This window comes from uncultured Oscillibacter sp., from assembly GCF_950073225.1.
Classification (GTDB): domain Bacteria; phylum Bacillota; class Clostridia; order Oscillospirales; family Oscillospiraceae; genus Oscillibacter.
Genome location: NZ_CATMPS010000011.1, coordinates 12,212 through 30,012 on the forward strand (window position 1 = coordinate 12,212; position 17,801 = coordinate 30,012).

Here is a 17,801-nt window from a genome sequence, read left to right on the forward strand (position 1 = left end):
AGGGAACTTGAACAGCCCGGCGAACCGTGATTTCGCCGGGCTGAACAAATTTCAGGAATGCCGCGAAGGCCTTGAACATTCGGCGGGCGCATGGAAACGCGCGGCCCCAAAAAAGGAGGCCCCGTTTCGGGGCCTCCTTCGTAAGCAGAACGGGCGTTCCCCCTGGGGACTTAATTCTCCGGCCGGGAGTGATGGGGCGTGAGCATGACTTTCTTGCAGGCCTGAATGAGCTGGGAGGTCACGTCGCTGGCGAACCGGCTCTCGTAGACGGTAAGGCGGGGAACCCGCTCGTTCTGGCTCAAGACCACGTATTTAGGCGGCAGATGGTTCAGGGCGTAGGCCCGCACATCCACCCGGCACTTGTCGCAGCAGCAGATGCCGAACATTTTCATGTACTCATCCGCTTTTTCCTCCACCAGGATCTGCATGACGTTAATATAGGAGGGCTGCTCCTCCTCTTCCTGGAACGGTTCTTGGGGAGCGTCCTCCCGGACCGGCGCGGCGGGCGCTTCCTGTGCCGGGGCCGCCTGGGGCGCGGATTCGCTCTGCGGAGCCGCCTGGGATGCGGGAGCCGTGGGGGCGGCCTTGGGGGCTGCTTCCAGCTCGGCTTCCAGGGCGTCCTTGATTTGGGAGGAGACGGCGGCGTCGGCGGTGATGGAGGAAATGATGGGAGCCACCGGCGCGGCATGGGCGGGCTCCGCCTCCGGGGCCGCCTGGGGCGCGGGCTCTGCCTGGGGCGCCGCGGGCTCCGCCTTGGGTTCCGCCGGGGGCTCGGGCGCGCTGCCCCGGTTCTTGCTGAGCAGGTTCATTACATGGGCGGTTTTGCTGCTGTTGTTGGATGCCATAACGAAAACTCCTTTACATCAGAAAAATCAAAAACTTAGAACCACTTGGAACGGGGGGCCGGGCGGGGGGCCGGGAAGTCCGGGCCCGCCACGGCGTCCACAATTCTGCGCAGATCGGCGGAGGCCTTCGACCCGGGCTGATAGGTCAGAACGCTCTGCCCGTGGGCGGGGGCCATGGCCACGCTGACGCTGCGGCGGACCTTGGTGTGGAACACCTGGCTGTCCAGCTGCTCCGCCACGGATTCCGCCAGATCCAGAATCTCACGGGAGAGGGTCAGGCGGCGGTCGTACTTATTCAAAAGGATGCCCAGAACCTTCAGGTTCGGGTTGAAGGACTTGCGGACGGTGTCGATGGTATCCTGAATCTGGGAGACGCCCACAAGGCTCAAGACCTCCGCCTCCATGGGGACGATGAGCCCGGTGGAGGCCACGTAGGCGTTGATGGTCAGGATGTTCAGGGCCGGCGGGGTGTCGATGATGATGAAATCGTAGTTGGGCTTTACCACGTCCAGCTGCTGGGAGAGCATGAATTCCCGCCGGGGGGCCGTGAACTCCACCTCGGCGGTGGAGAGCATGATGTCCGAGGCGAGGATGTCGCCGTATTCCGTGTGGGAAATGGCCCGCTCAATGGGACAGGCGCCGGTGAGCACGTCGTAGACGGTTTTGCACTCGCCGATGTCCAGGCCCAGGGTGAAGCCCAAGTTGCCCTGGGGGTCCAGATCGACGCCCAGAACCCGCGCGCCCCGCTGCTTCAGGCCGCAGACCAGCGCGGAAACGGTGGTGGTTTTGCCCACGCCGCCCTTTTGATTCGTGACAGTGATGACCTGTGTCAAAGGATTTTCCTCCTTACTGTAAAAACTAAACGGGGACCTCTTATTTTTATTATACTATATGTCGATAAAAAAACATAGAGGAATATCAAAAAAATTCTAACTTCGATAGACCCCGCCCCGAGAGGGCCGGGCCGTCACCAGAATTCCTGAAAGGGGTTGTATGATATGGCAGTCAGCGGCGTAAGCAGTTCCAGAAGTATCTATGGAAATCGAAATGTGATTACGGGCCTTGCCAGCGGCATGGACACGGAGAGCATGATCGAAAACGCAATCTCCGCGTACAAAAACAAAATCTCCGCACTAAGCCAGAAACGAACCAAGACCGAGTGGAAGCAGGACGCCTACAGGAGCATGATCAGCAAGATGTCCTCCTTCCTCTCAAAGTACACCTCCTACCGGTCCGCCAACAACTTGATGTCCACCAGCTTCTTTGACCAGGCGGTGAAGACGGTTTCCAAGGGCGCCAACAAGGACCTGGTGTCCGCCTCCGGCCGGGCCAACAGCGATATCCGCATCGACCGGGTGCGCCAGCTGGCCACCGCCGCTACCTACAAGCTCAGCGGCGTGGCGCTGGACGGCACCACCGCCGCCTTTGGAAAGGACAGCGTCAGTTCCGCCGCCTCCGGGACGTTGGATCTGGATAAGCCAATCGATATCGGCAATCTGGACGGCTCCCTGACCCTGGCCTACGGCGGCAAAAACGCTACGAGCTATCTGACCATCGAATTTGACGAGACCAAAACCTATGAGGACGATGTGGACGCCGACGGCAACGTGACAAAGAGCGGAGCTCAAAAGCTGGTGGATGACATCAACAAGCAGCTGGAGGAGCAGAGCGTCTCCATTGGAACCAAGACCTATACGGGCAAAGATCTGCTGGACAACGTGATAAAGGCCGAGGTGGGAGAGGATGGCCAGATCACCTTTACGGACCCGAAGAAAAACGGCGTCTATGTCAGCGCCGCCACCGGCTCCATACAGGAGAAGCTGCTGGGCGGAAAAGAGCCCAGCACCGAGGCGGGCAAGCAGATTAAGTCCCTAACCCTCTCGGACGACGCTCTGGAGACCACCGAAATGAGCACACTGGAGTACCTGTCCACACGGGGGGGCAGCATGGAAATCACCCTGGACGGTAAGACCAAAACCGTCAAGCTGCCGGGCAAGGACGACCTGCCCGAGCAGTTTACGGGAGAGGCACGGGACGCGAAGTTCCTGGAGGCGCTCCAGAAGAACATTGACGACGCCTTTGGAAAAGGAAAGCTGACCGTCAGCGATGCCAACCGGAAGGAAGGCGCGGACGGAAAGGGCATCCAGTTCCAGTTCACGGCCCCCAAGGGCTCCACCTTCGCCATCGGCTCCACCAAGGGCGAGATGCTGGGCTTCGGCGAGAGCGACCGGGTCACCAGCTACCTGAACACCGGCAAGACCCTGGGCGAGCTCCTGGGCGACAAGGGCTTCGAGGGCCTGGAGGGCGTCAAGGTTCTCGCAAAGGACAAGGACGGAAAGGACATCCCTGGCCAGTACCTAAAAGATGATAACGGAAACTATATCTATGAGAAGGACGCGGACGGGAACACCCTCTACTCCTTCAAGGTCAACGGGAAGGAAATCGGACAGTTCAGCAAGGACACCACCCTGCAAACCGTCATGAACGCCATGAACAGCAACGCGGATTCCGGGGTCAAGGTGGCCTACTCCAAGCTGACCAATGAACTGAGCTTCGCCGCCAAGGAAACCGGAGCGGCCAATGGAATTGGCTTTGAGGGTCTTTCCGCCAAGCTGTTCGGGGCCCCCGGCACCTATGATGACGACAAGCGGGGAACCTATACCAAGGGCCAGGACGCCATCTTTGAGGCCAGCGTCAACGGCACCTCCCTGGGAGAGATTACCCGGAGCTCCAACGAGGTGGAAATGGACGGCATGACCATTAACCTCAAGGGGACCTTCGGCTATCAGACGGACGAAGACGGAAACATCCGGTATGAGTCCGAGCAGGCGAAGGACAAAGATGGAAGACTGCTCTTCAGCTTCCAGGGAGTAGAGAAGGCCGCCTCTGAAAATGGAGACAAGCTGGAATTCACGGACGAAAAGAGCGGGAAAACCGTCTACGGCACCATTGACGCGGACGGAAAGCTGACCTTTACAAACCAGGACGGGAATCAGGTCTATGCCCGTGTGGACGCACAGAACTGCCTCCGGTTTGACGCGGACGCGTCCCAGGCCGTGGAAGGCAGCGCGGTCATGAACAAAACGGCCATCAAGGATACCAAGGCGGAAGGCGTTACCTTCGAGACCAGCTCCGATGCGGACAAAATTGTGGACGCAGTCAAGCAGATGGTAGAAGACTACAACGCCATGGCGAAAGAGATTAAGGACGCCTATTCCACCCTCCCCGCCCAGCGATCCAACGGCGCGTATTATGAGCCCCTGACCTCCGAGGACGAGGAGGGCATGAGCGAGAGCGCCATCAAGAACTGGAACGAAAAGGCAAAGCAGGGCATCCTCTTCGGCGACCGGGACCTGGCTTCCCTCTACCAGCGCCTGACCTCCGCCGTCTCCATGACCGGCGAGCACGGCGCGGCCCTCCGGGAGGCGGGCATCACCGTGAACTACTCCAACGGCCTGAGCACCCTGGAATTCAACGAGGATAAGTTCCGGACCGCCTTGAACAACAACCCCGACAAGGTTCGGGACGCCTTCACCTCCAGCATGGAATCCGGCGCCAAGAGCAACGGACTGATGCAGGCGCTGAAGCAGCCCCTGGACATGTACGGAAAGACCGAGGGCGGCAAGGGCTTGCTGGTGGAAAAGGCGGGCTCCGCCCTGGCCCCCAGCACCATGTACAACAATACCATTCAACAAGAGCTCAACCGGATTGACGAGCAGATCGAGCGCTGGCAGGACAAGATGGAAGACCAGATCGACCACTACACCAGCCAGTTCTCCCGCTTGGAGCAGCTTATCCAGCAGATGAACTCCCAGAGCTCCTACTTCTCCCAGCTGATGGGCGGCTGATTTTAAAAAGGCGGTGATCCACAAACAATGGATATGAAAGGCTTCCAGTCATACAAGGAGCAAAGCGTCAACACCATGACCCAGGGGGAGCTGCTGCTGCTTTTGTATGACGAGCTGTACAAGCGCCTGTCTCAGGCGGAGCTCATGCTGGATCAGCAGAATTATCCCGTCTATGAGGCTTCCATTGAGCGTTCGGTCGCCATCATCGACTACCTGGACTCCACGCTGGACCGGCAGTATCCCATCAGCAAAAACCTGGCCCAGCTGTACGAGTATTTTACCTATGAGCTGGGCCGGGCGAAAATCGGCCGCCGCAAGGAGGTCCTGGATCATGTGAAAAGCATGGTGGGCGAACTGCGGGACGCCTTCCGCCAGGCGCAAAAGAGCGGAGACTCGGGAAAGTAGGGATTCAAGATGGAAGCACCGGCGCTGATGGATGCCCACGTACAGCTGAAACGAATCTATACCGCGCTGAACGAGGCCCTGGATTTGACCCGCCAGCTGGCGGACGCCGTGGACCGGGACGACCATATCGCGGCGCAGATGCTGGTCTCTATGCGGCAGGAACCCACCGACAAGCTGGCCCAGGCCAAACAGGCCCTGGACCAGCAGCGGCAGAGCTTGCCGCCCTCCGCTGCCGCCCGCCTTTCCGCCATTTTGAGGGGCGAGGCGGCGGAGTCGGCGGAAGAGGCTCCGCTGACGGCCCAGATCGGCGTGAATCAACGGGTCTTGAAGCAGCTTGTGGAGCTGGACCAGGTGGTCAACCGCAAGCTGGCACGAGAGAAGTCCATTTACAAATAAGACAACGCGCGAGAGCCGGAGCCCGGCCGGATTGTCCGGGCTCCCGCCTTTGCGCGCGTAAGGACGGATACCGGGAAACCGCCGCCCGGCGGAGGACGAAGCCCAGTTTGCCGGAGGCATGATTCAAGACTACGGGAGCGCAGAGTATGCCCACGATTACGCTGGAAAATGTGACAAAGAACTATAAGCTGGACCGACGGCAGCAAAAAGAGCAGAAGGGTAAAAAGTATGAGGTCGGCGTGGAGGATATCAACCTGACCATCCGGCAGGGGGAGTTTGTCTTCCTGGTCGGCAGCAGCGGCGCAGGCAAGAGCACGCTGCTGGACCTGATTTCCGGGAAGATTAGGCCCGACAAGGGCACGGTGTACCTGGATAAAAAGGACCTCTCCAAGCTGATTCCCTGGAGCCAGAACCGCATGGCCATCCTCTTCGGCAAGGTCCAGCAGGAGCACAGCCTCATCCGGAAAATGACCGTGGAGGAAAACCTCTGGGTGGCCGCCCAGGTGGGACGGCGCCGCTTTGAAAGCGGCAAGCATGTGGATCTCCGGGTGAAGAAGGTGCTGGGCCTGGTGGGAATGCGGGGCGTGGAGGCCCGGTATCCCGTGGAGATGTCCATTGGCGAGTGCCGCCGGGTGGAGCTGGCCCGGGCCCTTATCAACAGCCCCCCCATTCTGGTGCTGGACGAGATCACGGCCAACCTGGATGACGACAACATCTGGGATATGTTCCAGCTTTTGCAGGAGGTCAACCGCATGGGCACCACCGTCATCATGGCCACCCACGCCAGCCGGTATGTCAACATCATGCGCCGGCGGGTGATTACATTGGTGGACGGGAAGATTTTCGGCGATGTCGAGAAGGGAAGATACGGCGACGTGGTGTGAAAGCCTCGGGAAGCCGATTAGAATAAAAGAAATCTTGACGCATTTAAGAAAACGAGGAGGAAGCAGGAAATGATAAAAAACATGAAGATCAGGAAGAGCCTGATTATGGGGTTCGGGATCACCATCGTTGTTTCCGCGATCATCATCATCGTGTCGCTGGTCCTGATGGCGATGCAGAAGGGGCAGTACACCGACATTCTGGATAAGTACGTGGCGTCCAATGAGCTGGTGTCCGAGTGCCGCATCAGCTACAACATCGCCGCCCGGAATCTGCGTGACGCGGTGCTGTCCGGCGACATGACCAATGTGGACGCCACGAACAGTAAAATCAGTGAGCTGAGCACCCAGCTGACCGAGCTGTCCAATACCTATCCCCTGGACGACAAGACTGAGCTGAACTCCTTCATCAGCCTGGTGGAGGCCTGGGAGAAGGAGGCCGCCAGCATCGGCGAGACGGCCCGTACAAACCAGCAGAAGGCAGCCGAGATGCTGGTCAATGACTGCACTCCCGCTTTGAATCAAATGGCCACCGCCGGCGAAGGACTGGCCGCCAAGCTCCAGGCGGAGCAGGAAGCCATCATCAAGCGGCAGAGCACGGTTTCCAACATTGCCATGATCTGCATTGTGGTAGCTATGGTCATTGCCACTCTGGTGGTGCTCCGGCTGGCCCTGATCATCATCAAGAGCATCGTAATCCCCACGGAGAAGGTCCGGGCCGCCCTGGTGGGCTTCAGCGAGGGCAAGCTGGATATCCCCGTGGACTATGAGAGCAAAAGCGAGCTGGGCGAGATGTGCGACGCCCTGCGGACCAGCCAGAAGGTATTGGACAGCGTCATCAAGGACGCCTGCCGCCTCCTGGAGGAGATGGGCGAGGGCAACTTCAACTGCCGCACCGAGGCTGAGCAGTACTACGTGGGTGAGCTGTCCGACATGCTCAAGTCCATCCAGATTATCAACCGCAGCCTCAGCGACACCCTGGCCCAGATCAGCCTCAGCGGCGAGCAGGTTTCCTCCGGCTCCGACCAGGTGTCCACCGGCGCCCAGGCCCTGGCCCAGGGCGCGACCGAGCAGGCCAGCGCCGTTCAGGAGCTGTCCGCCACCATCGCCGAGATCTCCAGCCGCTCCCAGAGCAACGCCAAGCGGAGCGAGGATGCCATCGACCACTCCAAGAACGCCGACCTGCGGGTCCGGGAGAGCGCCGACTACATGGAAGAGATGGTCAAGGCCATGGAGAAAATCTCCAGTTCCTCCGAGGAGATTGGAAAGATCATCGCCACCATCGAAAACATTGCCTTCCAGACCAACATCCTGGCGCTGAACGCCGCCGTGGAGGCCGCCCGGGCGGGCTCCGCCGGCAAGGGCTTCGCCGTGGTAGCCGACGAGGTGCGCAACCTGGCCACCAAGTCCGACCAGGCCGCCAAGGCCACCAAGGAGCTGATTGACAACTCCATCACCTCCGTTCAGTACGGCAGCGAAATCGTCAAGCGGGTCTCCGAGTCCCTGGACAAGACGGTCCAGGCCACCAACGAGTCCATGTCCGCCCTCCAGGAGATTGCCAAGGCCGTGGAGGAAGAGGCTTCCGCCATCGCCCAGGTCACCGAGGGCATCGACCAGATTTCCAGCGTGGTGCAGACCAACTCCGCCACCTCCGAGCAGTCCGCCGCCGCCAGCGAGGAGCTGAGCAGCCAGGCCAGCCTGATGAAGGATCTGCTGAGCAAGTTCCGCCTCCGCAACGACAGCGGAACCAGCACCTACACTGCCCCCGCCTACACGGAGGAGAGCGCCGACACCTCCTATGACACCGGCTACACCAGCGGCGGAAGCGCCTTCAGCAAGTACTAAGCGGTTGTTCCGCCGGCCAAAGTAAGACGCGAGCTGTCATGGACATGGAATGAACGCAGGACCACTCGCGCCATCCCGCGCTGGCAGTAGAGTTCCCTGCCATGATGCCAGAAAGCGGTTCGGTGCCGCTTTCTGGCATCATTTGCGCCTCTATCGTCGATGCGCTTGAGAATCGGTTATGAAGAGGCAGGAAAAGGAGCGTCGCATGATGAAGGATTTGAGAGCCCAGGAGCAGGATTTGATCTTTGCCCTGGATATCGGGACCCGCAGCGTCGTGGGCGTTGTGGGCCGGCCCTCCGGGGGCCGGTTCAAGGCCCTGGACATCGAAATGGCGGAACACGGAAGCCGCGCCATGCTGGACGGACAAATTGATAACATCCATCAGGTGGGCGCCCTGGCCCGGACGGTGACGGACCGCCTGGAGGAGCGCCTGGGCGTCCGTTTGGAGCGGGTCTGCGTGGCCGCCGCCGGGCGGGCCCTGCGGACCCAGAGCGGCAGCTTTACTATGGATATCAGCGCGGAGAAAACCATCAGCGCCGAGACCATCAGCCGCTTGGAGGCGGGGGCCCTCTCCGCCGCCGAAGAGGCCCTGCAGATGGAGGACGAGGTCCGGAGGCAGTTCTTCATGGTGGGCTACACCGTGGCGCAGTACCGGCTGGACAACTATCCCCTGGCCTCCCTGCTGGACCACAACGGGCAAAAAGCGGAGGCGGACGTGGTGGCCACCTTCCTCCCCGGAGAGGTGGTGGAGAGCCTCTATGCCGCCATGCGGACGGCGGGCCTCCAGGTCTCCAGCCTGACCCTGGAGCCCATCGCCGCCATGAACGCCGCCATCCCCGTGGAGCTGCGGCTTTTGAACCTGGCGCTGGTGGACATCGGCGCGGGAACCACGGATATCGCCGTCTGCCGGGACGGCAGCGTCACCGGCTACACCATGGCCACCATCGCCGGGGATGAGATTACCGAGGCCATTATGCGGACCTTCCTGGTGGACTTCCAGACCGCTGAGGAGATGAAGCGGAATCTCCGCCCTGGGGAGGACGTTTGTTACACGGATATCCTCGGCCTGGAGAACACCGCCGCCTTTGAGGAGCTCTATGCCGCCATTCAAGAGCCCATGGGCCGCCTGGCGGAGGCCATCGCCGTCCAGGTGACGGAGCTCAACGGCGGCGCGCCCTCGGCGCTGTTCCTGGCCGGAGGCGGCAGCAAGCTGGAGGGGCTCCGGGAGAAGGTGGCCGCCAGCCTGGGGATGGACGAGCGCCGGGTGGCCATCGCCGGAAACAATTTTGCCAAAAGCGCCTTTGCCGACGAGATGGACCTGAACAACCCGGAGTATGCCACGCCCCTGGGGATTGCCATTTCCGCGGGCCTGGGGCTTTTGAACGACAGCTATGTCATCACCCTCAACGGGGAGACCGCCAAGCTCTTCCGCAGCGGGACGCTGACGGTCCGGGACATTCTGCTGATGAACGGCTACACCTACGCCGACATGCTGGGCCGCTCCGGGAAGAACCTGGGGGTGACCCTCAACGGGCGGCGCATGGTCCTCCGGGGCGAGCCCGCCGCGCCCGCCATTCTCCGGGTGAACGGGGAGGAGGCGGCCATCAACGCGGTGGTCCACGCGGGGGACAGCATCCGCTTCCAGCCCGCCCGCAGCGGCAGGGACGCCGCCAAGACCCTGGGCGAGCTGCTGGGGAAGGATTTCTCCGGCCGGGTGCTGCTGAACAACCGGGAGGGTGACCGGAAGGCCCCCCTGCGCCAGGGGGATGTGATCCTGACGCTGGAGGGCCCGGCGGGCCTTATTCCCCCGCTGCCGGAGCTTCCGCCGGAGCAGCCGGAAAAGACCGCCCCCCAGCCGGAACCCGACGCCCCGCCTCCGGCGCCTTTGCCGGAGGAGAAGGCGGAGCCGGTTTCTGAGGAGCCTCCCCAGCCGGAGCCCCCGAAGCCGGTGAAGCCCCGAATCCGCAAGCGGGAGGTGGAGATCCTCCTAAACGGCAAGCCCGTGGTTCTGCCGCCCAAGGAGAACGGCCAGCCCTATTACGTCATGGACCTGCTGGAGCGGTCCGGCGTGGATTTCGAGAAGCTGGAGGGCCCCGTCCGCCTGGCGGTGAACGGAACGGAATGCGGTTTCAGCCAGGCGGTGAAGGACCGGGATTCCATCACCATCCACTGAAAGCGGGCCGCTTGAGTATAAGTAGGAGAGTGAAGCGTTGAAACAGGATAAGGCTGATAAGATCATACAAAAGGCCGAGCTCAAGGCGAAAAAAGCCGCCCAGCAGGTGGAAGCCGCCGGCAAAAAGGCCGAGGCGGCGCGGAAAAAGCAGGAGGCCCAGGCCCAGAAGAAAGCCGCCAAGGCTGCCGCCGCCGCCACGAAAAAAGCCGCCGCCAAGACCAAAAAGGCCGAGGCCGTGGCCAAGAGGGCCCAGGCGGCCGCGCAAAAGGCGGAGGAGAAAAAGGCCAAGGCCTTGGCTAAAGCCGCCTCCAAGTCCTCCGGGCCCGCGAAAGAGGGCGAGGGCGGTGAAGCCGAGGGAAAGAAAAAGAAGGGCAAGAAGAAGCTGCTGCTTATTCTCATCCCGGTGCTGGCCGCCGCCGTCGGCGTGGGGGCATTCTTCTTCCTGAAGGGCGGCGGGGAAGAGGAGGCGGAGGAGCTGGAGCCCATCCAGATTCCGCTGGAGTACGTGCTGAACGAGGTCCACATCACCGCCCTTCCGGTGAGCGGGGAAGAGGTGCTGGTCTACCAGGAGGAGGTCCAGCCGGAGCCCCCCGCGGAGCCGGAGAAGGAGGAAGAAAAAGACAAGGAGCAAGACGCCTCCGAAGAGAATGGGGAAGAGGGGCAGGCGGAGGAGCCCGCCGGAACGGAAGAGCCCGCCGCTGAAACGGAGGAGGTTCCCCCGAAAACCCTCTACCGCTACGAGGGGCTGAAGAACCCCGCCGGCCTGATTGCCGGTTATACGGCGGTTATGACCTGCGAGGACGCGGGCTTCTCCGTGGTGGACGAGACGCTGCTGCGGATCGATCCGCCGGAGGAGTTTGCCGCGCAGGGTTCCGTCCAGCTGGCCCGGAACGAGCCCAAGGGGGAAGATGGAACCGGCGGAGGGGTTTCCTCCCTGCTGCTGAGCTGGGAGGGAACCAGCTGCTCCGTGCTGCTGGATACGCCGGAGGGCCGGGTCCACGACCCGAAGCCGGAAGCGTCCGCTCCCTCCGCTCCCAGGCGGGGCCTGTCGGACCTGGAGGCCATCCATCCCTCCAAGCTGGGCTTGCCCGGCGAGTCCATGGAGGCCTATGAGATGATTCCGCAGGAAGGGTCCGTCCGCATTGCCGGGTCCATCTGCGTGCGGGTGAATATCTACGGCGAGGGCAACCAGTTTGCCGGAAGCTACTTCTTGTCTACCGACGGAAAGCTCTATAAGCTGGACGAGAGCGTCAACAAGGTGGTGGAGCTGGAGTGGGAGTGATCCGGAACCAGCTGGAGGCTTCCGGGCAGTCCCGTTAAGCGGTAGGCCGTCCGGCCCTGCGCCGCGGTGAGCAGGGGGGCTAAGAGGCTCTCCAGCACGCAGGCGGAGGACCGGACGGAGAGGGCGTCCCGCCCCGGCGTCAGCGCCCGGGCGGTCTCCGGGGCCACCCGGACGACGTCCACGCCGTACTCCCGGCCCAGGGCCGCAATCTGTTTGACGGTGACGGCTTGCCGGGCCTCCCCATCCAGGGCGCGAAAACCGATGACGCCGCTGAAGCGGCCCGCGATTTCCCGAAGCACGCCGAGGCGCACCATCGCCCGGCGTGCTTCTTCGTTTTCCCGGAAGAGCCGCTCCGCCAGCTCCGCCGGTCCGGCGGGCTCTCCCGGGTCCGCCGCCTTCTCCCGGAGGGGGGCGCGGTCCTGGGAGAAGCCCAGGGGACGCCCACCCGCCGCCGTCAGGTCCGCGTTGGTGGTGAAGACGAGGATACAGCGGCGGAAGTCCAGCTCCCGGTTTCCCTGTTCGTCGGCCCTGCGGGCCGTGCAGCGGCCCTCGTCCAGGATGGACATGAAAACCTTCAGGACCTCCGGGTGGGCCTTTTCCAGTTCGTCGAACATGAAGACGGTGAAGGGGTCCCGCCGCACTGCCTCAAAGACGGGCTGGTCCTCATAGCCTACGTAGCCCGGCGGCGCGCCGGTGAGGCGATGGACGGAGTGGGCTTCGGTGAAGGTGTTCATCTCCGTCCAGACAAAGGAGTAACGCCGCCCGCAGCAGCGCTCCAGAGCCGGGGCCAGGGCTTTCCCCAGCTCCGACTTGCCCACGCCGGTGGGCCCGTGGAAGACCAGGGACAAAGGGCGGGCCGGGGCCTTCTTCCCCGCGTGGCTGTAAAGCCGGAAGGCGGCGGCCTCCACGGCCCGGGGCTGCCCCAGGACCCGGGCCTCCAGCTCCTCCCGGAGCCTGCGGTAAAGGGGGGGCCAGGGGGAGGCGGACTCCTCCGCTGAAACCGGGGGACGGAGGGGACGGAAGGCGGAGCCCTCCGCCGAAACCGGGGGATGGAGAGGGCGGAAGGCGGAGCCCTCCGCCTCCCGCCGGAGGGAGGCCAGGCGGGCCGTCAGGGCCCCGTAGCTGTCAAAGCGCCAGACGCTCCGGGCGAAGAGGGCGGCCAGCACTACGCTTGTGCCCTGGTAAGCGACGGCGGGACGCCAGTAGAGGAGATACCCCCGGTCCCGCTTCAAAAAGCCCAGAACGGCTTGCTGGGGGACGCAGCCCTCCGGCATCCGGCAGTCGGGGAATTCATAGCTCCGGCCCTGGCCCCCCAGATCGTCGATGCGGCTCCGCAGAGCCTCCCGGACCTCCGGCCCGCAGGAGCAGAATTGGGAAAAGGTGACGCGCATGAAAAAGCCCTCCTTTTCCTAGTAGGATTTCCAAATTGAGGAAGTTTTAAAAGGGCAAAAGACAAAAAGGCCATGGATGACGAAAATCATCCATGGCCTTTTTGGACGCCGGAGGTGAGCGGATTACTCCTCCCGCCGGGCCCGAAGGACCTTCCGCTGGAGGGTGAAGATGACCTGGAGCAGCCGCTCCTGCTCCCGGGGCGGAACCTCTACAAACTGACAGCCGTACTCAAACTTCTTCATGGGGCTGGCGGTCTGGGCCCGGACGGAGGTCCGCCTGACCTTGCAGGTGAGGGTGAAGGGCTCCTCCGTTGGAAGAAAGCTGGCCTCCAGCTGGAAGGTAGCCTCCAGCTGGAAGAGCTTTGTGGTCAGAACCCGGGCGCCTCCGGCGCTGATGTCCAGGACCTTGCAGGGGAATTTCTCCCCGGAGATGGAGCGGACCTGGCCGTCCACACCGGCATTCAGGCGGAAAAAGTTACGGTTTTCGCTGCTTTGAAGGGATTGAAGCCGTTCAATGCGCCAGAATTTGGGGCCGTTGGGTCCCACGGAGCCGTTCAGCGTGAAGGTGTCCCCGTCCCGCTGGAAGCAGCGGAGCTTTACCCGCTGGTTGTACAGCCCCCGGGGGAGAAAGCCTCCGCTCTCGCCCAAGATGTCCACCTGGTTTCCTTGAAGGAGCTGAAGCCTGCCCACAAAAATCAGGGTGTTGGCGGGGGTCATCACCTCCACCTTCATGCCGTTGTAGAGGTCCGGGAAATCCTCCGACAGGGTGACGGGGGCGGGCTCTTCTTTTTTAAAAAGGGATTTGAAAAAAGCCATGGCGATCCTCCTTGTCAGCGGGTCAGAACCCGGTGCAGGATAACGGCCATCTCCGCCCGGCTGATGGCCGCGCCGGGATTAAGGCGGGAAGCGCTGTTTCCCCGGACCGCTCCCATCTGGACCAGAGCGGCCACGGAGGGCCGGGCGAAGGCGGAAACCTGGTAGCCGTCGGCGTAGGAGGAGAGAAGACCGGCGTCGGCGGCGGGCAGAGACTGCCCCGCGGCCTCCAGGGCCCGGCAGATCATGGTCATGGCGCTCTGGCGGGTGATGGGCCGGTCCGGCTGGAAGCGGCCGTTGTTGCCCTGGACGATGCCCAGGTCCCTGGCGGCGGCCACGGCCCCGGCGTAGGTGCTGTTTGCGGGCACGTCGGGGAAGCCGGAGGAGCCGCCGGTGGAGAACTGGAAGGCCCGGCAGATCATCAGGGTGAACTCTCCCCGGCTGATGGATTGGCCGGGGCGGTAGGTATTGTTGCTGTATCCGGCGGTGATGCCGCTGGAGCGGAGGAACTCAATGGAGGGCTTCGCCCAGTCCCAGCCGCCGGCGGTGTCGGCGAAGGTGGCGGCGCAGTAGCCGTTGGAGAGCTGAAGCTCCACGGTGCTGGAGTGGCGGGTTCCCTGGGTGTCTACGGCGGTATAGGGGATGGTCAGGGTTCCCTGAAACTCCGCCTTGGGCAGGTAGGAAATCTGGCTGAGCTGCTGGGAGCTGTAATGGGTGGCGGTGTTGACGCCGGTGCCCGTCCGGGCGGGACCGCTGTAATTCTGATAGAGGTGTCCCGTGTAGGGCAGGGAGTTGAACTGGACATAGGAAAGCTGGGTCCCCAGGGCCGCCTGGCAGGCGCTTTGGAAGTCCGCGGCACGGAAGGAAATGGGGTGGGCGGAGCTGCCGGTGTAGCGGATCAGGGAGCCGGTGGAAGTGGAGCCGGTAATGGTGATCTCCACGGTGCCGTTGAAGGAGTCCCCCCGGGTGCTGTAGCCGGTGAAGCCGAAGGTGACGGTGCCGGAGATGGAGGACGCGGCGAAGCTCACGTCGCCCAGCAGACGGCTGTTGTTGGAATAGTAGTACCCGGTGGAGCTGCCGACGGTGTTCCCGGTGCGGCTGGCGCTGTTGTACTGGTGATAGAGCGTGCCGTACTGGGAGGAGGGAAGGTCGAAACGGACGTAGTTCAGCGTGTCTCCGGTGGCGCTGCGGCAGGCGCTGTTAAAGTCCGAGGCGTTGAAACGGACGAAGCCGTTGGCCGCGGCGTTGTAGGAGACGATTTGGCTGCCGCCTCCGCCCACGGAGATGGTGACGGTACCGTTGAAGCGGACGCTGTCTGCGTCATAGCCGGTAAAGGGGATGGAAACGGTGCCCGTGTAGCCCGAGGCGGGGACAAAGGTGAGATTGGAAATGGAGGGGGAGCTGCTGCGGTAGTAGTCCGTGCCGGTGGATGCCCGGTAGCTGGAGGAGCTGTGGTAATTATAGTACAGGATTCCCGCGCTGGAGGAGGGCAGGCTGGTAAAGCGGATGTGGTCCAGGGTCCGGCCGGTGATGTCCTGCCCGGCGTCGTTGAAGTCCCCGGCGGCGAAGGTGACGGCCTGGCCCTTGGGGGTGTTGTAGTGCACGGTTCCCGCGCCGTCGTCCACATGGAGGATGAGATCGCCGGAGAAGGTGGCCCCGGTGGTGCTGGTGCCGGTGAAGGGGATGGTGACGGTGCCTCTGTAATTGGAGGCGGGCACAAAGGTGATGCTGGAGATCCGGGGCGTGGAGTTCCGGTAGTAGTTTTGGTTCGTGGCAACCTTCCTGCTGGAACTGCTGTTGTAGTTCAGGTAGAGGGTCCCGGTGCTGGAGGAGGGCAGGCTGGTGAAGCGGATGTAGTTCAGCGTCCCCCCGGCGGCCCGCTGGCAGGCGTCGTTGAAGTCGCTGCCATTCAGGCTCCGGCGCTGGTTCCGGCCAATGGAGTACTCCACATTGCCGCTGCCCTCTCCATTGGCCCCGTAGACCCGGATGCGGACCGTGCCGCTGTAGGACGCGCCGGAGCTGTCGGTGCAGCGGTAGGGAACGTCCACGTCCCCGGTGTAGCCCTTGGCGGGGACGAAGGTGATATCGTCGATGGAGGGGCTGCTGGAAGCGTAGTAGCGGGTGGAGGTGTTCACCTTGGGGGAGTACTGCCCGGAGGGGCTGTAGTTATAGTAGAGCGTGCCCCGGCTGGAGGAGGGCAGGCCGAAGGTGACATAGCTGATGGACCGGCCGGTGCGGCCCTTGCAGACGGCGGAGAAATGCTCCGCGGAGAAGGAAACGGGCTGGTCCACGGTGGTGGAGTAGCTCACGTCCCCGGTGGCCGTGGCCTCAATGCGGATGGTGCCGGAGAAGGTGGTCCCGATGGTGGAGACGGCGTTGTAGTCCACCACGGCGACGCCGTCAAAGCCCGGCAGGGGGACGAAGGTCACGTCCCTCAGGGCCATCTGGCCCTGGCCGGTGGGCTGGTAGTAGTAGCGCTCCGTGCCGCCCACGCCGTGGCCCGGGGTTTCGGGGGAGGCGTACTTGTAATAGAGCACGCCGTTCTTGGTGGAGACTTTCAGGCTGTATACGCAGTCCAGGGGCCCGCCGGCCTTGTCCCGGGAGCGGCGGTCCAGCTCGCTCAAGACGCCGGAGAAGGAGTAGGAGGGCTCGGAGCCCATATTGACGGTGACGGCCTGGGCCACGTCCTCCTTCACGTCCACCTTGAAGCTGGAGCTGTAGCCGGTCCCGGCCACGGAGGCCCGGATCTCCGTGCCCGTTCCAGGGTAATTGGCGGTGACCCGGCCGTTGATAACCTGGGCCAGGGTGTTGTTGGAGCTCTCCCAGTTGACGGACTTGTACCGGGCGTCGCCAAAGGGCTCCGTCAGGACCAGGATGTCCCGGTATTGGAAGATTTCCACGATGGAGTTCTCCGTAAGCTGGACGGTCTGGCCCTGGCCGCCGGAGGTGGATTTTTCCACATAGCTCAGCTTGATGCCGGAGACTTCAATGTCCCGCTCGGCGTACTTCGTCGCGTCGCCCCTGGCGGTGGCCCGGATGGTGGCTTTGCCGGGGGCCACGCCTCTGATCTCTCCGGTTTTGGAGTTTACCTTGGCGACGCTCTCGTCGCTGGAGGTCCAGATGAGCCTGCGGTCGTCCTCGGGCGCGTCCTGGGGATAGGCGGCGGCGTCCAGGATGAGGGTGGAGCCGGGGTCTAGGTACTGATATGCCGTCGTGTTGGGGCTGTTGATCAGGACCTCCCGGACATTGGGGGCCTGGGGCTCGCTGACCCGGATGACGCAGACGCTGGAGACGGCGGAGTTCTCCAGCCGCGCCTCCACGTTGAAGATGGTTCCCGGCTCGGCGCTCTCAAGGACGGTGACTGTGGTCTCCCGTCCGCTGGTGGGACTGAGCATAACCTTGTTGTTGAGGCATACCCACCGGACGCCGCTGGCCGGGGCGTTCTCCACTTGGGCGGTCAGCTTGACCGTCCCCCCGGCGGAGACGGAGGCGGAGTTGGGGTCGATTCGAAGGGTGGCGGCGGGCTGGGGCGGCGCGGGAGAGGTTACCGTAACGGTGCAAGCCGCGCTGGTAACGCCGGAGCCGTCTGTCGATTTGGCGGTGATTTGAGCGGTCCCCGCCGTTAAAGCGGTGACAAGGCCGTTTGAGACGGTGGCAACAGAAGGGTTGCTGCTTTCCCATTCCAGGGTTTTGTCTGTGGCGTCGTCCGGCTGGACCGTCGCGGTTATCATCCCGGTTTTCTGGCTGTCGGTATTCAGGGAAAGACTGCTCGGGGCCAGGGAGATGCTGGTAACAAGGACGGGTGGGGCGGGAGGATCTGTCGCCGGGTCGTCCGCCGCTGCCGGAACCGTCAGCAGGGAGCACGCCAATGCCAGAGCCATCAGGAAGGACCCGGCCCGGCGGAGGAAACGAGATTTCATAA

General features: G+C 63.0%; 12 protein-coding genes. 7 read left to right on the forward strand and 5 right to left on the reverse strand.

Going from position 1 to position 17,801, the window contains the following annotated elements; genetic code table 11:
• Window positions 1–170: 170 nt before the first annotated feature.
• Together Q1M04_RS07475 and Q1M04_RS07480 are read right to left on the reverse strand one after the other, a co-directional pair.
• Window positions 171–845, reverse strand: a complete 675-nt coding sequence (locus tag Q1M04_RS07475; RefSeq protein WP_297997697.1) for a late competence development ComFB family protein — start codon at window positions 843–845, stop codon at window positions 171–173.
• Window positions 846–880: 35 nt separating this feature from the next.
• A complete protein-coding gene (locus tag Q1M04_RS07480) occupies window positions 881–1,678 on the reverse strand; it encodes a ParA family protein (protein WP_295756118.1) in 798 nt (265 codons plus the stop codon).
• A gap of 165 nt (window positions 1,679–1,843) precedes the next feature.
• Between Q1M04_RS07480 and fliD the strand changes: the two genes are divergently transcribed.
• From fliD to Q1M04_RS07515, 7 genes are all read left to right on the forward strand, one after another.
• The gene (gene fliD / locus Q1M04_RS07485) at window positions 1,844–4,693 is read left to right on the forward strand and encodes a flagellar filament capping protein FliD (RefSeq protein WP_297997700.1); all 2,850 of its coding nucleotides are present in this window, start codon (window positions 1,844–1,846) and stop codon (window positions 4,691–4,693) included.
• A gap of 27 nt (window positions 4,694–4,720) precedes the next feature.
• Window positions 4,721–5,098, forward strand: a complete 378-nt coding sequence (gene fliS, locus Q1M04_RS07490) for a flagellar export chaperone FliS (RefSeq protein WP_297997702.1) — start codon at window positions 4,721–4,723, stop codon at window positions 5,096–5,098.
• 9 nt (window positions 5,099–5,107) lie between these two features.
• Entirely contained in the window at window positions 5,108–5,494 is a 387-nt protein-coding gene (locus Q1M04_RS07495) for a hypothetical protein (protein ID WP_293279568.1), read from the forward strand.
• A 146-nt stretch (window positions 5,495–5,640) separates the two neighbouring features.
• Entirely contained in the window at window positions 5,641–6,378 is a 738-nt protein-coding gene (locus tag Q1M04_RS07500; RefSeq protein ID WP_293279570.1) for a cell division ATP-binding protein FtsE, read from the forward strand.
• Window positions 6,379–6,447: 69 nt separating this feature from the next.
• Window positions 6,448–8,220: a methyl-accepting chemotaxis protein gene (locus Q1M04_RS07505; RefSeq protein WP_297997704.1), complete on the forward strand. Its 1,773-nt coding sequence runs from the start codon at window positions 6,448–6,450 to the stop codon at window positions 8,218–8,220.
• Between the two features lie 208 nt (window positions 8,221–8,428).
• Window positions 8,429–10,393 carry a cell division protein FtsA gene (locus Q1M04_RS07510; RefSeq protein ID WP_295756133.1) on the forward strand — a complete coding sequence of 655 codons (1,965 nt, stop codon included), beginning with the start codon at window positions 8,429–8,431 and terminating at the stop codon, window positions 10,391–10,393.
• Between the two features lie 37 nt (window positions 10,394–10,430).
• A complete protein-coding gene (locus Q1M04_RS07515; RefSeq protein WP_297997706.1) occupies window positions 10,431–11,675 on the forward strand; it encodes a hypothetical protein in 1,245 nt (414 codons plus the stop codon).
• On the opposite strand, the gene Q1M04_RS07520 is transcribed toward Q1M04_RS07515, so the two are convergent.
• The 3 genes from Q1M04_RS07520 to Q1M04_RS07530 form a co-directional block, all read right to left on the reverse strand.
• Window positions 11,624–13,066, reverse strand: coding sequence for an AAA family ATPase (locus Q1M04_RS07520; RefSeq protein ID WP_297997708.1), 1,443 nt, complete (start codon window positions 13,064–13,066; stop codon window positions 11,624–11,626). The genes Q1M04_RS07515 and Q1M04_RS07520 overlap by 52 nt on opposite strands.
• A 123-nt stretch (window positions 13,067–13,189) precedes the next feature.
• Window positions 13,190–13,882, reverse strand: a complete 693-nt coding sequence (locus tag Q1M04_RS07525; RefSeq protein ID WP_297997710.1) for a flagellar brake protein — start codon at window positions 13,880–13,882, stop codon at window positions 13,190–13,192.
• Between the two features lie 14 nt (window positions 13,883–13,896).
• Window positions 13,897–17,799 carry an Ig-like domain-containing protein gene (locus Q1M04_RS07530; RefSeq protein WP_297997712.1) on the reverse strand — a complete coding sequence of 1,301 codons (3,903 nt, stop codon included), beginning with the start codon at window positions 17,797–17,799 and terminating at the stop codon, window positions 13,897–13,899.
• Window positions 17,800–17,801: the final 2 nt, after the last annotated feature.